Annotated in this window: 11 protein-coding genes, 1 rRNA gene and 1 pseudogene; 6 read left to right on the forward strand and 7 right to left on the reverse strand. The window is 39.4% G+C overall.

Going from position 1 to position 17,825, the window contains the following annotated elements:
* The first annotated feature begins 848 nt into the window (after positions 1 to 848).
* The 6 genes from CIK96_RS03160 to CIK96_RS03185 all read left to right on the forward strand — a co-directional run bounded on the left by CIK96_RS03160 (position 849) and on the right by CIK96_RS03185 (position 7,115).
* The gene (locus CIK96_RS03160) at positions 849 to 2,309 is read left to right on the forward strand and encodes an ATP-binding protein (RefSeq protein ID WP_094439605.1); all 1,461 of its coding nucleotides are present in this window, start codon (positions 849 to 851) and stop codon (positions 2,307 to 2,309) included.
* A 15-nt stretch (positions 2,310 to 2,324) separates the two neighbouring features.
* Positions 2,325 to 2,714: a hypothetical protein gene (locus CIK96_RS03165; RefSeq protein WP_094435408.1), complete on the forward strand. Its 390-nt coding sequence runs from the start codon at positions 2,325 to 2,327 to the stop codon at positions 2,712 to 2,714.
* Between the two features lie 2 nt (positions 2,715 to 2,716).
* Positions 2,717 to 4,798 carry a DUF262 domain-containing protein gene (locus CIK96_RS03170; protein ID WP_094439590.1) on the forward strand — a complete coding sequence of 694 codons (2,082 nt, stop codon included), beginning with the start codon at positions 2,717 to 2,719 and terminating at the stop codon, positions 4,796 to 4,798.
* A 1,012-nt stretch (positions 4,799 to 5,810) separates the two neighbouring features.
* Positions 5,811 to 6,350 (forward strand): rubrerythrin, encoded by a 540-nt coding sequence (rbr, locus tag CIK96_RS03175; RefSeq protein WP_094390821.1) that lies wholly within the window; start codon positions 5,811 to 5,813, stop codon positions 6,348 to 6,350.
* Positions 6,351 to 6,378: 28 nt separating this feature from the next.
* Positions 6,379 to 6,543, forward strand: a complete 165-nt coding sequence (locus CIK96_RS03180; RefSeq protein ID WP_094390822.1) for a rubredoxin — start codon at positions 6,379 to 6,381, stop codon at positions 6,541 to 6,543.
* Between the two features lie 83 nt (positions 6,544 to 6,626).
* Complete coding sequence (locus tag CIK96_RS03185; protein WP_094390823.1) at positions 6,627 to 7,115, forward strand: 3'-5' exonuclease; 489 nt, start codon at positions 6,627 to 6,629, stop codon at positions 7,113 to 7,115.
* 235 nt (positions 7,116 to 7,350) lie between these two features.
* On the opposite strand, the pseudogene CIK96_RS03190 reads toward CIK96_RS03185, so the two are convergent.
* The 7 genes and pseudogenes from CIK96_RS03190 to rrf form a co-directional block, all read right to left on the reverse strand.
* Positions 7,351 to 7,548, reverse strand: a pseudogene (locus CIK96_RS03190) (cell filamentation protein Fic); the annotation flags it as partial.
* Positions 7,549 to 7,795: 247 nt separating this feature from the next.
* Positions 7,796 to 9,634, reverse strand: coding sequence for a leucine-rich repeat protein (locus CIK96_RS03195; protein WP_144007472.1), 1,839 nt, complete (start codon positions 9,632 to 9,634; stop codon positions 7,796 to 7,798).
* Between the two features lie 51 nt (positions 9,635 to 9,685).
* Positions 9,686 to 9,883 (reverse strand): hypothetical protein, encoded by a 198-nt coding sequence (locus tag CIK96_RS03200; RefSeq protein WP_094439594.1) that lies wholly within the window; start codon positions 9,881 to 9,883, stop codon positions 9,686 to 9,688.
* A gap of 229 nt (positions 9,884 to 10,112) precedes the next feature.
* A complete protein-coding gene (locus CIK96_RS03210) occupies positions 10,113 to 10,928 on the reverse strand; it encodes a hypothetical protein (protein WP_094439598.1) in 816 nt (271 codons plus the stop codon).
* A 10-nt stretch (positions 10,929 to 10,938) separates the two neighbouring features.
* Positions 10,939 to 16,146 (reverse strand): DEAD/DEAH box helicase, encoded by a 5,208-nt coding sequence (locus CIK96_RS03215; protein WP_254046647.1) that lies wholly within the window; start codon positions 16,144 to 16,146, stop codon positions 10,939 to 10,941.
* A gap of 2 nt (positions 16,147 to 16,148) precedes the next feature.
* The gene (locus CIK96_RS03220) at positions 16,149 to 17,216 is read right to left on the reverse strand and encodes a DUF1848 domain-containing protein (protein WP_094390826.1); all 1,068 of its coding nucleotides are present in this window, start codon (positions 17,214 to 17,216) and stop codon (positions 16,149 to 16,151) included.
* A 526-nt stretch (positions 17,217 to 17,742) separates the two neighbouring features.
* Positions 17,743 to 17,825: ribosomal RNA gene (gene rrf / locus CIK96_RS03225) — 5S ribosomal RNA — on the reverse strand; the annotation flags it as partial.

Below are 17,825 nucleotides of genomic sequence, written 5' to 3' on the forward strand. Positions count from 1 at the left end.
TGTCTTCGCTGCTCCAGAATATCTGTGTGATATTAAAAAGGGAGGGAACTTGCAAATAAAAATCCGTGTCATCCATGTAATCCGTGTGACATTTTCGGAGCACCAACGCAAAAATATGGTTTATGGAAACTGTTATACTGTTATATTGTAACGCTTGGATGATTTTTTGCTTTTCCCAAACTGTCAACTGTCAACTGTAACGCTTAAGATTGCAATTCCAATCATACAATTCATTTCCACATCATTGGTATTCTCCCTTTCTGTTCCTTGTACCTCCAATCATTGTCCGCCAATTTTGGGACTTAGTGCGGAGTTAGTTATGACTTACTTATGAGGCAACCATGAAACAGGGGGGATGAAACAGGGGAACAGATACTGTTTCACTTGTTTTCATATTCCGGAGCATACCCGTTCAGCTTTCCGGAGTTGCAGTCAGCAGCCATGTCATGAATACAGATCAATGTCATTCCAAAACTATCCGTAGTCAATATCATCATTCCCAAGCGTTACAGTTGACAGTTGACAGTTTCCTAAAACGATTTTTTTTCGTTACAAGCGTGACAATATAACAATATAACATTTTTTGAAAAGCAAAAACGAAGGAACTGAGTGAGACTGGCCCCTTGTTTTTATGCATAATACGCAATAAAAAAGAATTACGTATGCTTCTTTTTAGATATTATTGCACGTTTTACAAGATATTTTCATAATTTTGCAACTATCTATCATTAATAAAGTGTCCATATGGACGGCAAGATAAATAGAATAAATAAAGGTCATGTTGGTTGATAATGGAAAAAACAACCGCTGGTTAGCCATGCAATAACAAGATGAAAAATCAACAGAATATGACAATAGAAGAAATACTGGCTCGCAAAGAATGTCAGACATTCGATTGCAAGAGCATACAGATTGACCCCAAAGCGTTAGCGATACCCATTGTGGCTATGGCTAATGCCGATGGTGGTATGCTTGCCATTGGTGTTTCCGACAAGACTCGCAGAATAGAGGGGATTGATGGAAACGAAGAGCGACTGAATGAGTTGCTTCGCGCTCCTTTCGATTTCTGCAATCCGTCTGTAAGGGTCAGGTGTGAATATTTGCCATGTACAGACTATGAAGGTCGAAAGAACCGCATCCTGCTTATGCACATTCCTGCAAGCGTTCAACTTCATACCAACCAAGCAGACGAATGTTTCATGCGTGTAGGCGACAAAAGCAAAAAACTCAATTTTGATGAGCGTATGCAGCTTCTCTACGACAAAGGCGAACGCTACTACGAGGACAAAGATGTTTATGACGCCACTACCGATGATATTGACATGAATCTTGTGAGTGACTATATGAATGTCATAGGCTATGGAAAGTCTGCCATGGAGTATCTGAGAGAGAACAACGATTTTGTTACTGAGAAAGATGGTCAGCAGAAGGTTAGTACCGCTTGTATTCTCCTTTTCGGAAAGAATCCTCAGCGTTTCTTTCCACGTGCCCGCACTCGCTTCATCCGCTATGAGGGTACAGAGGAAAAGGTTGGTACTGAGATGAATGTTGTCAAGGACGTGACATTCGAAGGAACCATACTTCAGCAGGTTAGAAGAACCATTGACTATCTGGAAACGCAGGTTCGTGAGCACTCATTCCTTGGAGAAGACGGTCGGTTTATTACAAACCGCAACTACCCAAAATATGCTATACAAGAAATGGTAGTGAATAGTTGCTGCCACAGAGCATACAACATCAAGGGAACAGAGATTCAGATTAAGATGTTCGACGACCGTATAGTCTTTGAGACTCCAGGAGATTTGCCAGGATTGGTGCGTCCAGACAACATTCGCCACACTCATTTCTCACGAAATCCCAAGATAGCCCAATACCTCAAGGCATATAAGTATGTCAAGGAATTTGGCGAAGGTATCGACCGTATCTGCAATGAGCTGGAAACAAAAGGCTGCGCAATCCCATCGTTCCATATTGATGCGTTCATTCTGAAGGCAACATTGATGGCTGAGTGGACAAGTGAAAAAGAGTTTGACCGCCCAAGTACCGCCCAAGTACCGCCCAAGTACCGCCCAAGTACCGCCCAAGTAGAAAAGTTAGTGACAGTAATGAACGATGATTACATTGATGTTTCTGAGATGATGAAACTATGTGGAATTGTCAGACGTAAAACAATGCATGATAGTTATATAGCCCCTGCTCTAACAGATGGCAGTATTGAACGAAAATATCCAGAACAGCCAAATCATCCAAAACAGATGTACCGTCTAACGGAGAAGGCAAAGATATGGAAGAAATTAGATGTTTTTTGACTTAAAATTACAATTATGTTGAATAATCGCACTTGGCTTGCCTTTGCCAACAGAAAAAGGTGCAGACATACAGATGCAATCCATTATCTTGGATTCATCAATTGGAGAATGGGAAGAGTACGTTTTTCTATTGGAGATATAGTGTATCTTTTTATGTCAGATGAGCGCTGTGTACGATTCAAGATGGTGGTAACTGCTGAGAACTGCAAACGTGAAGACCAATCGTTTTGGGTCGTTACACCACCCAATGAAATTACTTATAAACTTGAACTACTTGAAGAATATGAAGGCACAATGCTTTCTGAAAAAGAGCTATGTAAATATGGCTTAAAAGGAGGTAGGTCTCTTGAAGTTCCTAATTGCAACAATAAAGAGCTTATTGGTTACATCATATCAATTTTCTAACTATGAAAGGCGACGCACAACCACTGATAAAATTCTTTGAGGGATCTGACAAGCGATTCATCATTCCTCTGTATCAGCGCAACTACGACTGGAAGGAGGAAAACTGTGAGCAGTTGTTTCAAGATTTAATGAAGCTCCATAATAGTAACCGCAGGAGTCACTTCTTTGGTAGTATCGTATCAAGCATTCAGTCGGGAACTGAAGACAGATTCATCATTGATGGTCAGCAGCGAATCACAACCGTTTCGTTGCTGCTTATAGCTATGGTCAATGCCAAGAAAGAAGGACTAATAGAGGCTACTGATGCAAAGCTTGTTGAGAAAATCTTCAAGCGTTATCTTGTGGATGAATATCAGGAGGATGAACGTAAGGTGAAACTTAAGCCCATCAAGAAAGATATGCAGGCATTTGATGCGTTGCTATATAAGCAAAAAGACCAATATATCAAGGAATCAAACGTGACTCGCAATTACGACTTCTTCTATAACAAGATAACTAGTATTGGTCTAACCCTCGACGAGCTCTTTGAGACCATAAAGAAACTTGAAGTTATCAACATACGTCTTGACGAAGATGATGACCCACAGTTGATTTTTGAAAGTCTGAACTCTACAGGTCTTGATCTGAGCGAAGCAGATAAGATACGCAACTATCTCTTGATGTCACTCGCACCTGCAGAACAGGACGATCTTTATACTCGGTTCTGGAATCCAATAGAAGAATTTACCAAGTACGACCCATCCTCTTTTGTACGTGATTATCTTACTATGAAGCAGGGTAAGATTGGTCGTATTGATAAAATCTACTTTATATTCAAAGAGTATGCAGAGACTGCAGACATTGATAGGGCAACACTCTTGGAAGACATGCATCACTATGCTAAGATTTACAGCCAAGTTGACAATGCAGAAGTAGGTACAGCCAAGCTAAATAGAAAGTTGAATCAGCTTCGGACGTTGGATTCTACTATTGCTTATCCTTTCTTTATGGCATTCTTCGACTATGCAACTAAAGTAGGATTAGCAGAAACAGAAATCTACCAAGTTCTTGATGTCATAGAAGCCTACTGGGCACGCAGAATCATTTGCAATCTTCCATCGAATGCTTTGAATAAAGTTTTTGCCACACTTCACCGGGATGTGTTGAATCACGTCAACAGATCGAGTGACGAGACTACACCTTCATATATTGACGTACTGAAATACGTACTGCTAAAGAAGGGGCACTCTTCGGTGTTTCCATCAGACGAGGAGGTGAAGGGCGATTTCAAGACACGCCAAGTATATAAGATGCCAGTCAATGCTCGTATGTTTATACTTGAGCGCATGGAGAACCAAGACAATAATGAACGCCATGATGTGGTGAAGGAACTGACCGAAAAGAATATCACGATAGAGCATATCATGCCACAAACCTTGTCAGACAAGTGGAAAACTGCGTTGGGTGATGATTGGGAAAGAATTCATGAGCAATATCTTCATACAATGGCAAACCTTACCCTCACTGGATATAACTCTCAATATAGCAATCTTACCTTTATAGAGAAAAGAGACATGGAGAAAGGTTTCAAAGACAGTGCGTTCCGATTGAACAACTCTGTGAAATCGTGCGAACAATGGACCGAAACGGAGCTGAAAGCACGTCAGAAAGAACTACAGAATGTGTTTATGCGACTTTGGCCTATGCCTACAACATCATTTGAGCCGTTGAACCGTGAGGCGGAATTTGCATCACTTGACGATGAGGATTATGAGTTCACCGGCAAGAAACTTCAGGCGTATATACTTCATGGGGTTAGATATACGGTCAATACATGGAAGGAAATGCTTATTCAAGTATGCGGACATATTCTGATAGAAAAGCGTTCAACCATAGAATGGCTTTGCGCAAATGAAAAGTGCGGTTTCTCAACTACACAAGATTACTGGAGACGCGAACTTGCACCAGGAAAGTATGTATGGACTGATAATAGCACAGCTACCAAAATAAACATACTTCGTGGAATGTTTGAAGAAAGCAACATCCCAGCATCAGAACTCGTCTTTGAATTCCGTTCAGAACAGGAAGGAGAGGAGGAGGAATGATAGCATAATTACCACGGAGACAGGTCAATATCATCCCAAACCGTTACAGTTTGTAACGGTTTCTAAAACGATTTTGTGTTTCAAATAACAAATAACAGTTAACAGTTTTCAAAACGATTTCGCGTTACAAGCGTGACAATATAACAGTATAACAGTTTTGAAAAGCAAAAAATACGCATGGTTTTTACTTTTGTCCTTACAGGACGTGGTTAGATGTGCTGCATCATGTCCGCAGGGCGGTGCCCTGGGATATGGAAGACATTGGGCTTTCAGCCCGTCGTTGATTGTTAGGAATTCCTCCGCTTTCTATGTTAAAATCCAAATATTTTGACCATTATTTTTAATTTATGCTGATATTTTATATTCTGGTGTGATCCGTGTGATCCGTGGATAAAAAATTTCTATGTGTCCTTTTCCGGAGCACCAACGTTTCCGTGTCATCCGAATGTCACGGGATCAGGTCATTGACATCATGACTTTCAATTCTTACAGCTTATAGTATTACAGTTTTTGAAAAGGAAAAATAGGTTTCGGATTCTTGAAACACGAGGACTGGTTCCTGTTTCTTGGACAACGCCAATTCATATCAAGCGTTACAGTTTGACAGTTGACAGTTTGTGGAAAGACACGGATGAACACGGATCTTTTTTAAGTCACACGGAAATCATGTAAAACAGGGGCAGATACTGTTTCAGGGTCCTGTTTCACTCTTCGCGGTATTGCCTTGGCTCTTCCTCCATGTCGTCCACCAATGGCATTAACATACGCACGATTTTATCATCTATAATATAATAAGGTGTAGAATCTTAATTTCTTCTGTTGTCATAATATATCTGTTATTTGGGCATAAAATTACAAAACAAATGGTAAATTTCAGCAAGCTAAGCGTACAAATATGTCGCAGTACCGAAATTTACTATCTGTTTGCCGATATTTATTTTGCTAATTTAATGATTATCAGTAACTTTGCATCAGATAAAGAAAACAATAACATTTTTTAAAAAATACGACTATGGCAAACAAATATTCAGGCACACAGACAGAAAAGAACCTCGCTGCTGCTTTTGCAGGCGAATCACAGGCTCGCAATAAATATACATATTTCGCATCACGTGCAAAAAAGGACGGATTTGAGCAGATAGCTTCTATCTTCCAGCAAACTGCCGACAACGAGAAGGAACATGCCAAGATGTGGTTTAAGGAGCTTAGTGGCATTGGCACTACAGCTGAGAATCTTGCAGCTGCTGCTGAAGGCGAGAACTATGAATGGACAGATATGTACGAAAACTTTGCCAAGACTGCCGAAGAGGAAGGCTTCAATAAATTGGCACAAAAGTTCCGCCTTGTAGCTGCTATTGAGAAGCGTCACGAAGAGCGTTATCGTGCACTACTGCGCAACGTAGAAGCTCAGGAAGTGTTCAAGAAGAGTGAGGTTAAGGTATGGGAATGCCGCAACTGCGGACATATTGTAGTAGGAACCGAAGCTCCAGAGATATGCCCTACATGCTCACATCCAAAGGCTTACTTTGAGGTACATGTAGATAATTTCTAAATATAAACCACTAAAAAAACAACGAACTATGAAGAAGTATGTTTGCGACGTATGCGGTTGGGTATACGACCCAGCTGTAGGAGTACCAGAGGCTGGAATACCAGCAGGTACACCATTTGAGGATCTTCCCGATGATTTCGAGTGTCCGCTTTGCTCAGTAGGAAAGGACGAGTTCTCTCCTATAGACGACTAAGTTAATAAAAACATATCTACAACCCATAATGCTTCAAACGTGTTATGGGTTGTTTTTCCGTATAATAAAAAATACATCTTACAATGCAGGACTTTGCAGCAATAGATTTCGAAACAGCCAACAACGAGCGCAGTTCGGTATGCTCTGTAGGCATAGTTATAGTTCGTGGTGGCAAGATAGTGGACAAGTTCTACTCACTGATAAAGCCTGAGCCTGATTATTACAACTATTGGTGTAGTAAGGTTCATGGCCTTTGTGCTTCTGATACCGACAATGCTCCTATATTCCCTGAAGTATGGAACCAGATAGAACCCAGGATAGCTGGCCTTCCGCTCATAGCCCACAACAAAGCCTTTGACGAAAGTTGCCTAAAAGCCGTATTTCGTGTCTATCAAATGGAATATCCCGATTACGAGTTCTACTGCACCTGCATGGCATCACGCCGAGTATGGCCAAAAGGACATCACAACCTCGATGTTATTGCTGCACGTTGCGGATACGATTTTACCAAGCACCATCATGCTTTGGCGGATGCAGAGGCATGCGCAGCAATTGCATTGCAAATACTATAACATTATTATCTGGCCGCAAGAACCAAGTATATTACCTTATGAACCATTAGATACCGCGGAGGACAGGTCAATGCCATCCCCACAAGCTATCCGTATCATCAGTTCCAAGCGTTACAGTATTACAGTTTTTGAAAACGATTTTTTTTTTGCGTTACAAGCGTTACGTTACAATATTACAGTTTTGAAAAACGATTTTTTGCGTCAAGAGTGAAACGGGAACCTGTTCTCCTGTTTTTACGGCAATGATAGCATCAAGAGAATAATATGTCGTTGTGTAGTTCTTGCCATCAGCGGCAGTTGTTTCCATTTTGGAAATAACTGAATCCGCAACAAGTTCACCCTCTTCAAAGATGTTCTTTAGGTGCTTGCTGATTGCCGGTACGCCAACGCCAAATAGTTGTGCCATAGTCTTTTGTGTACGCCAAAGCGTTTCATCAGACACTTCGTACTTGTAGCTCTGACACTATTGCATTGAGCAAGCTCTACTTTTTTGTAGTTGAACCGCAAGTTGCGAAGGATGCAACAAGCCCGACTAACGCAAATATGTTTATGAATTGTTTCATAAGAGGATATCCGATGCTTGACATCTTTCCCACATAGTATTATATTTCCATTTGTCATACAGGTAAGCAAAGACAAAGGATAGTACGGCAATAACTGCCAAAACTATTTTGCTACTTTTAATATTCATAATAATAATCCCAATCCTCAAATTGCGTATAATTTAATTCTTTTAGTCGTAGTCGGGAAGGCTTATCTAAATGCGTGCAGCAATAGAAAACTCCATCTCCTATATTCGTTACAGAGTTCGGAATGGTGACGCTTTGAAGAGATGTGCAATCACTAAAAGCGTAATCTCCTATGCTCGTTACAGAGTTTGGAATAGTGATGCTTTGAAGAGATTCGCAGCCACTAAAGGTTTTATCTCCTATGCTCGTTACAGAGTTCGGAATGGTGACGCTTTGAAGATAATCGCAGCCACTAAAGACTCCATCTCCTATGTAGGTTACTGAACTTGGAATGGTGACGCTTTGAAGAGATGTGCAATCACTAAAAGCGTAATCTCCTATGCTCGTTACAGAGTTTGGAATGGTGACGCTTTGCAGAGATTCGCAGCCACTAAAGGCTTCATCTCCTATGCTTGTTACAGAGTTTGGAATAGTGACGCTCTGCAGAGATTTGCACCATCTAAAAACTTCATTTTCTATGCTCGTTACAGAGTTTGGAATGGTGACGCTTTGAAGAGATTTGCACAAACAGAAAGCTCCATCTCCTATGCTTGTTACAGAGATCGGAATAGTGATGCTTTGAAGAGATTTGCAGACACTAAAGGCTTCATCTCCTATGCTCGTTACAGAGTTTGGAATGGTGATGCTTTGAAGAGATGTGCAGCCACCAAAGGCTTCATCTCCTATGCTCGTTACAGAGTTTGGAATAGTGACGCTTTGAAGAGATTCGCACGAGCTGAAAGCTCCATCTCCTATGCTTATTACAGAGTTCGGAATGGTGACGCTTTGCAGAGATTCGCACAAATAAAAAGCTTCATCTTCTATGCCTGTGACTGAGTTCGGAATGGTGACGCTTTGCAGAGATTCGCACAAATAAAAAGCATCACCTCCTATGCCTGTGACTGAGTTCGGAATGGTGACGCTTTGCAGAGATTCGCACTCACTAAAAGCACCATCGCAAATAACTTCTGTTCCTTCTCTTACAGCATATTCTTTCTCGCAGAATGATAAAGAAGCCTTTAATAGCTTTTTCCCATCGCGACTATACTTAACTCCATACCCATCTATAATAGCATACTTAAAATCCTCTTCCGTTGCTTCTGTAGAAAGAACTTCTTCAATTGGCTTTTCTACCTTATTCAATAAAAACAATCGAAATGACACGGCTGATAGTTCTTGCTGTGAGTGCGCCAAGAGGAACAAAGCATATAATTTCGAAAATTCCGCATCATTCAAAAGAGCACATAGTGATTTCATCATCAGACATTCACCGATGTCCTGGATATCAGATTCTGAAAACAGAAGTGAATCTGACTTAGCATTATTCTGCAACAAAGAGGTGTCTAAAGCTATTGCTTTCAGAGACATACCAATAAGCGCCAATGGAAAATCATCGATATGTTCATTGAAACAATCTTCTGTACGCAATGGATGGCGATAGTCAGGACTGCCCAATTCTCGCGCCTTTTGTCCTTGCATAGCGGGCACGTACATACCATCATAGTCAACCAGTACTAAGGCCCCATCTACAGTAACTAAGATATTATCAGGTTTAAGGTCTCCATGAGCAAATGGTTGTGACATCAGCCAGGCAGCCATTCTACAAAACTGATATGTGATAAGCTGCAAAGCATATTTATCGGATATGTGTTGATGAACATACTTATCAAGCGTAACTCCTTCTACCCAGTCCATGAGTAAAACAGGAAATTCAGTATCAGAAGAAACTGTAGAATCAACAAACAATTCTTTTTGGAAGTACTTGATGGAGCACAAATAGTTTGATGACACATATTCCAATTCATCTGTTATCTGCTGATATGCAATATTACGTCCCTCTTGCTATTTCAAAAAGCACTTCACTGCATATAGTTTCCCAGAGGATTCATCTTTCATCTTGAATACCACAGCAAAGTTACCGCTTGACATCACTATCTCACCAGCTTCATCATAAACAGGACGAAGGTTGGTGAGCTCATTAAAATTGTCTTCTGACTGCTTAATGGATTCAATATATTCTGAAATCAGAGGATAGTTCATAATTATAATGTTTTGAAAAAAGACGCAGTTCATTATATGCCCATTTGCGATCGGCTTTGCCGGAAGAAAGGAATGCCAAAAGGATTTTCTTCTGGTCATTCCAGTCAAGATAAGCAAAACGTCGTTGAATCTCGGAACGTGCATCAACTACTTTGCCCTTCTCACGATTGACAAACCATTTAATCAGTTTTGCTATAGGACGATTGCGCATACAATTACGGTTTACTGTTTAATGAATGAAATGCAAAGCAGCAAGAATAATGATACCGGCAATAATAATCCAACGATTGATGTTAATTGCTTTAGTCGTAGCTTCGGAAGAAGTCGCTAATTCATTTTGCAAATTCTTAATCTCGTTATTTATATTATCAGTGGCTCTTTTAATTGTGTTGCATGAAGTCTGTATGCCATTAACTGTATTGGTAACGGCATCTACTTTTGTTTCAATGGATTTTATCGTAGGAGTAGTATCTTCGATTATGTTTTTCAACTCCTGATTCCATTGATTCAACTTCTCAGTAATGCTGTCAGCATATTCCTTAATCTTGGAAGGAAGGTCATCAACCTTTTGTTTGATTGATGCAATAGCGACATCTTGACCCTTTTGAGAATCCTTCAAATCCTTGGAAATGGCAGAAAGAGACTCTTTAATGGTTTGAATCTCTTTTGTGGTAGTTTTTATCTCCTCACGAAGGGCATTAAGTTCTTTAACCCTTTCTGCCAACAAGTTATTCTGCTCAGTAAATTTCAGTAAAGAAGCATCGACTGAAGAAGTGAATTTGGAAGTAATAGACTCGCAAGCAGAAGTCATTTTATCCACTGATATCTGCAATTCTTCTGATATTCCAACCTGTGCTCCTTCTAATTGTTTCTCCCATTCTTTGATTTCCTTAACAAAGGAATTGATGGAAGCGACATAACCAGCAACGGCATTTTGCAATTCTTCACTTGCTTGAACAGTGGTTTCAACTTGTTTTCTTGCAGAATCAAGTTGCTTTAGGTTCTGTTCTAACCTTTCCAAAGTAGCGTTAATATCGTATGCCATTTTGATATAATTATTTTAGATATTTCTTTGTTATTTCATTTAATTTATCCTCATGGACAAAAAGTGTTATCGTCTTCTTACCATCGTCAACCAAGTTCTGCTTGATAAACTTGTCATCTTTACGAACTTTGGTTTTAAGATAAGATGTAAATGTGTCAATGTCACTCCAGACCTGCTTATTATCTCTGTTATATAAAGTCATAAAGCCTTCAATATAATTGTTATAAGCATTATTTTTCAGCTTCTGGTTATTTCCTGCACCTAAGAAAGTAATGCAATAAGCAAGCAAAAGTTGCAAAGCAGCATTATCAGGATGTGCTCTCAGACAAAGTAAGGTCGCGCCATACAGATGTTTGACATTATCCACTTCACTGCCAGAGTTATCATTAACAGGGTCAATGATTTCAATATACTTCTTAACGACATCGAATCCATCTTTTCCCTCTATATCTGTATCATCCTTCAGGGAATAAGGTTTTCCGTTGACTTCATAGCCTGTTCGTGCATACTTAGAGTTGAAGTATAAATGAATAAACTCTTTCAGCCATTCGTCGTTACCATTTGCTTGACGTTCAATGATACTGTCCTCACATGCTATACACATGTCCTCGATGGCACGATAACGCTTCTTTTCGAGGTATTCATACACAAAGGCAGTTAAATAACCCAAGCAACGGTCTAAATAATTGCGCCCTGGCTGTTTGTCAATTTCATCCACCTTCTTCTGTGCTTGCTCCAAAGAGTAATACTTACGGAAGAAATTCAACATATACTGTTTGAACTCTTCATCAGTGCGTTTGTGGATTTTAAGTTCGTATGTTTGTGACAGATAATCAATGGTCACATCATCAACAAGCCCTATGCAGCACATTCTGTATATGGCTTTATCTGTATCGTCTTTATCTCTTTTCTTACAGAAAGCCATTCGTATTCTCTTATAGATGCTTTCATTTGCATGATTGCGAAGCCATCTGGTATCACCAGAGCATCTGGCTATCTTAGCGATTAACTCATTGAAATCGCCAATCTTTTTCAAATCCAACTTACCATATCTGTCCTCATTGATGTTTTGCCATCCCTGTTCCTTTGATATAGCAAGGATCTCATTTTTGATTGAAGCTTCAAAGCCTTCAGGATCTTGTTGAACATTATTTTCCCAAGAAACGACAATACTGGCATTACCGTCTTCGTCGGCATGTTCCATTGCCTTATATATACCTTCTGTTATGTTGTCTTCTCCCTCCAATGGGCGCATAAGTGCTTTAGCAGAATAATCTTCATATGATTGGAGTATCTGAATCAAACAATTAGATATATACGAACATAACATATAATCAAATCCCAGATAATTATATGTTGGGCGCAGGGTGTCGAGGAAGATATAACCGTATTGTCTGTTATTATCTTCTTCCGAAATGATTTTAACTGCATTTTTTCTTGTATCTATCTTTAAGCATACATCCTCGTTTCCTGTTTCGTCTCTCAACTTTGCCTGAATCTCTGTTAGAAGCGTAGGCTTAGCATTGATAATCCTATCTGTGAGTTCAACAAGAATGACCTTCTCTTTGAATAGACCACGGAAAGAATTATTATGGAACCACAAGTTAATGTCCTTGTCTATGTTCTCCAGGAATCCCTGCTTTCTGATAATATCAAGAATCTTATCTGTCTGTTCTTTGGTACAGTTATTATATTTGCACAATGCAGGAATATCGTCTGCAAGAACAAATCTATTGATATACCGTTCAAGCCATGTTGGGTCTTCCTCTCCCATCAAATACCGAATATCATTTATTTTATCTATAGTAAATTCAATGAATTCAGTTGGATCATATAACACATAAGATATGGCATGCTTCTTATCACGACCACCACGACCTGCCTCCTGAACATAACTTTCTATGGATGAAGGGTGATTGATATGAATTGTGTATCTGATATTTGGCTTATCTATACCCATACCGAAAGCTTTAGTGGCCACCATCAGATTTTGGTCATTTTCATTAAATGACTTCATATCACCAGAAGGCTTGTCACCACCAACAAACGTACCCATAGACAAATCCCGCTCATGCTCTCGCAATTCAGTGGAGATACCTTTCCTGGTTCCCCAGACATTATCTTCTACGCCGAAAGTTCCATGCGCATGGGGACAGAATACTATACCGGCATTATTATAGTGTTGTTCACTATCTGTCGAATAGAAATCATCAGCAGAAAAGTCCTCTATATGAGCAACCCTTGATTTCTCAGTCTCATGCTGATTGACTTGCACTATGTCAGAAGGAATTTCATGCAGTAGCTCATACATCTTATTCTTCTTTGCTGTTGCTACAACATCTTTAAGTTCCCAATCTGATTTTGCTTTAAGCAAGAATTGCTCATTAGGCTCTCTCAATTCATCAAAATTAGAAAAGACCTCAATAATACGGTATGTTAGTTCTGGACGTGAATCAGACTCAGGACGTACTATTGTTTCACTGTCAATAGTAAGGTTTCCACCAAGAGTTAATTCACGCTCAATATCAGCAAGAACATCAAATGATGCAGTAGCCGTCAAACCAATAATAGACAATGGACGACCTGATTTTGTTTTCATGAAATTTATCATGTTTCGTCCAAGGTGGAGATAAGAAGTACGGAAATCATGCCCCCATTCAGATACACAATGAACCTCATCGATAATTCCATAAGAGAAATAGACATGATTCTTCTCGGTCATGGTAAGCAAACTTGAACGGAAGTTCTCCATCATAAATCTTTCCGGAGAAAGGAACATGAACAAGACAGAACCATTTTGCATAAGATTCAGTTTTTTAGCCTTCTTTTTGGCATCCATTCCACTGTTAACACATTCACAAGCATCGATTCGTGCTTCACGCAACCCCCGAACCTGGTCAACCATAAGTGAAACGAGAGGATCAACTATTATTGAAACACCTGGTTGTAAAATGCAAGATAACTGATATGTCAAAGACTTACCGCCACCAGTAGGAAGTAATCCGATAGTAGTCTTATCAGCCAAAGCATGGCTAAGAATAGGCAACTGACCAGGACGGAATGAAGGCTTTCGGAAAATATCTCGCAGGAAATATGTTAGGACATCTTCCCTTTTCTTTATATTTACATAAGACCCTGTACCATCCTTTGTAACCAACGGAGGATATTGTATATTGTCTGCAGCGCAGATTGTGCGTTCACGTTTCTTGTAATGAGAGGAACGGATAAGATAGACTGTATCTGCATCGACATTCAAAGGCAGGGCGTCAATGTTGTCTCTAAGCAACATTGATATATCCAAGCAAAGGTCAAAATGTCCTTCTGGCATTTGAGTAACAACATGGTTTCCCAAATGCAATGGAGATTGTTTGAACTCTTCTGTTGATATAATCTGAAGCTTTATTTCCGGCAGTTTATCTGATGAACCTGCTAATTCACAAAAATACTTATATTTCTCAGAAAGGTCTTTTATAGCCAAGGCAGAACATGGAATGTCACGTTCAACAATGGCAATATTCCAAACATCACTATCGAGACTAAGAGCACCAGACATCATCGCCTCCACTAACATTCGTTCAACTCGTGCAATAGCCATTGGTGCAAGAACTATTTGCAAAGTGTTCAACCAATTTCCAGACAGTGTCTTGTTATAATTAGCCTTTATTATCTTTAAGTAGTCAACTGAAGCAGCGTCATTTTCCCAATTTTGCATGAACGCCATATTTTTCAGTTGTTCAATACGATATGTGTCCCAGCCTCCATTGAGAGCCATTCGGTCACGTCGCTCATCGTTAATTCGACGGAATATATTAGAATGATAACGCAGACCGTCCATTTCAAGAATGAAGCCGGTTCTTGCATCACCATAAGGAATCTCTAATGCGAAATCTACTCGTTGGTCTTTGCTGAATTTTCTATCTGGAATATCTACAATTGATGAAAGATTACGTTGTGGCTCAAAAACTTGAATCAGATATTCACTTTGAGAACCTTCCAAGTATTTTTCAATAAAATCTTTCTCAAAGGAGCTGTCAAGCATATCTCCATTATAGAAATCTACATTGAAACGAGGATCTATAATATGCAGGGCTTCATAAATTTCCTGCACCAAAACTTTATGATTGGACTTATAATCAAGTATTGCCCCTTCCTTTGGCTTGGTTGAAATATGGAATAACTCTGCAAAAGTATTCTCTAATAACAATGGAGCCTTTGTTGGCAAACCTCTTGATATGATATTCGCCAAGACTGCAAGTTTGGAGTCTGTGTTTGAATTATAAGCAAGAGGTATATTTGATTTGACATCGAAAGCTGAAAGAGAACGATAAAGTCCTTCTGCATTATCTGCCTTATCTGATTTACTATATTCCTCTGCGACTGCATCAAGTACAAATCCTGCAAAGAACTGTTCTTTCTTATGCGAATCTTCAATACGTTTACGAATATTCTCAACAGTCTCAATATGGCCGAAATGTTTGAAGAATATACGCATTGAAATTGTCCAGTCACCCTGCCATGTACCACGCTCCTTGTTCATCGTGGCATACATAATGTCAGGTGATGTAGCAGCTACAAATTCATCAACACGTCTGTTGTTACTATAATATGGACCGACGCACACAAAATAGTTATCACTTCCGAATAGCTGTTGGAACAAGTGAATGAATCGTGCAAGGTCAAAGGCTTCTACATCGAGTATATTACTGAAAAGATGTACTTTTCTTATATTCGATTTTTTGAAATCTTCCGGACTCAAAGAGTCAAAATCCTTAGTAATGGACTTTACAGAATATTCAGAACTGAAACTTTCTATAATCTGTGTTGCCCTTTCGACAGCAGCAGTTGATGGTTCTACCAAGCAAAAATGCTTGATATTAGGTGATATATTCTTTGAATGGAGAAAATCCAATAAGCATACAGAGGCTGTTCCTTGACCACAACCCCAGTCGTAAATCTCCACTTCTTCAGAGAAGATTCCAGAAATATCAGGAATACTACTAAAAGTAGTTTCAAGCTTCGCTTTGTGCATTTTACCAAAGCTATGTAGATACATATTAAGATGGTCTTCATCATCCAATATGCCTTTTCCACGCTCTAAATCCTGGTACAACTTATTACGACTCGTTCGATCAGTAGGAAGAAGTGCCAATGCAGCATTTCTCATACCGACAAACGAGATATTCCCGTTTCTTCTGAATATATCTATAAAATTTGGCATAATTATTTTCCTGTTATTGTATCAGCATTTTTATTCTGCTGATGACGTTTCCAATTCTCCAGAGCTATTTGCTTAGTTGTATTTGCATAGCAGTATTCACATAAATGTGGACAAGTGTTATATTCACCAATGTCTTTTGCTGCCATACATCCACACAAGGCTCTTTGTCCAGGATCCTTCTTGTGAGCACTCAAGAAGAATTGATTGTGTGGCAGAATAATTGCGTCATCAGGTAATGATGGTGCATCATCAAACAATGACGGTGCCGGCATCTGCTGAATTTTAACCTTCATGAAATCCATAAGCACCTTATCGTCCCACGCCAAGCGAGTGATTAAATCCCCATCAATACACCTATTATGAGCTATTCCATATTTATCAATATCTATCTGCTCACCGCAAGTGGCAAGCTGGAAATTCCAGTTTCTTTCGCTATTCATTTTTGATAATTTCATAGCGAACTCCTCCATTTGGGCAGTTTCCCACTCATGATATGGAATGCCATTCTTTTCAAGATTCAATTTAACCTTTTTGTAAAGCTTGATGTCAGCATATGAAAACACCAATTTCTCCGTATATCCTTTGAGCTGGTCACCAATCTTCTCAACTTTATGAATAAGGTCATCTATAGTAATGTCATCCGTAAGAATCATCGGGTCGAAACGCCAAACAACAGCGTTCGCACCAAGTTTATCAGATAACATTTTGAATGTCTCAATACGATTTGAAAGTGAAGGAACTTTCTCCAATCCTTCCTTTTCATAATCATTCAATGTGTATTGTATATAGCACCTGATATTTCTTTCTTTGAGATAATCAAGATATGGAAGAAGCGGACGAGGATTCTTTGACCAAAAAACGATAAAGCGAGTTTTGTCATACGACACATAGGACTTCACACCATTAAATGGGTTAGTCCATGCTGAGTAACCTTTCTTTAAGCGGTCAAAAAACCAATCGGCATAGAATGCAGGAATATCCGTACTTCTACTTGCCGAAACGATGATGGGAGCCTGCGCTTTCACAGGCTGCCCATCAACGATTATGTCTGTATGTTTCCAAGATGCCATATTACTAAAAATCTATATCTTCTTCTGTCAATACTTTCTTGCTAACCTTAATTCCTCAACACTATTATAAATTAAACTTTTTAAGTACCTGAGCAACAAAAAGCGGCCCAGGATTTTATCATGTCGAAGAATTCACTTATCTTAGTGTTGCAAAACAAACAAGAGAATTCAACGATAGACATGGCAAAGGTAAACATAAAATCTGAGAAACTTACTCCTTTTGGAGGAATATTTTCATGGTTCACGGTTAAGGGTTCACGGTTAAGGGTTAAGGGTTAACGTTACAAGCGTTACGTTACAATATTACAGTTTTGAAAAAACATTTTTTTTTTTGCGTTACAAGCGTTACGTTACAATATTACAGTTTTGAAAAACAAAAATCTCACATGGCTTTTACTTTTGTCCATACAGGACGTGGTTGCGTATGCTGCATGATGTCCGCAGGGCGATGCTCTATATAGTAACCTTAAATATAGTAACGAAAAAAAGCACCTTGCTTCATTGCTGAAACAAGGTGCTTTGTAAAAGATGGCGGCCTCCTACTCTCCCGCATTGCATTGCAGTACCATCGGCGCAAGTGGGCTTAACTTCTCTGTTCGGAATGGGAAG

Origin of the sequence: Prevotella sp. P4-98 (genome assembly GCF_002251405.1) — a bacterium.
In the GTDB taxonomy this organism is placed as follows: Bacteria; Bacteroidota; Bacteroidia; order Bacteroidales; family Bacteroidaceae; genus Prevotella.

Bases quoted from the DNA above. Each gene is read 5' to 3' on its own strand.
- CIK96_RS03160 (WP_094439605.1), top strand. From the start codon at position 849: ATGACAATAGAAGAAATACTGGCTCGCAAAGAATGTCAGACATTCGAT.
- CIK96_RS03165 (WP_094435408.1), top strand. From the start codon at position 2,325: ATGTTGAATAATCGCACTTGGCTTGCCTTTGCCAACAGAAAAAGGTGC.
- CIK96_RS03170 (WP_094439590.1), top strand. From the start codon at position 2,717: ATGAAAGGCGACGCACAACCACTGATAAAATTCTTTGAGGGATCTGAC.
- rbr (WP_094390821.1), top strand. From the start codon at position 5,811: ATGGCAAACAAATATTCAGGCACACAGACAGAAAAGAACCTCGCTGCT.
- CIK96_RS03180 (WP_094390822.1), top strand. From the start codon at position 6,379: ATGAAGAAGTATGTTTGCGACGTATGCGGTTGGGTATACGACCCAGCT.
- CIK96_RS03185 (WP_094390823.1), top strand. From the start codon at position 6,627: ATGCAGGACTTTGCAGCAATAGATTTCGAAACAGCCAACAACGAGCGC.
- CIK96_RS03200 (WP_094439594.1), bottom strand. From the start codon at position 9,883: ATGAACTATCCTCTGATTTCAGAATATATTGAATCCATTAAGCAGTCA.
- CIK96_RS03210 (WP_094439598.1), bottom strand. From the start codon at position 10,928: ATGGCATACGATATTAACGCTACTTTGGAAAGGTTAGAACAGAACCTA.
- CIK96_RS03215 (WP_254046647.1), bottom strand. From the start codon at position 16,146: ATGCCAAATTTTATAGATATATTCAGAAGAAACGGGAATATCTCGTTT.
- CIK96_RS03220 (WP_094390826.1), bottom strand. From the start codon at position 17,216: ATGGCATCTTGGAAACATACAGACATAATCGTTGATGGGCAGCCTGTG.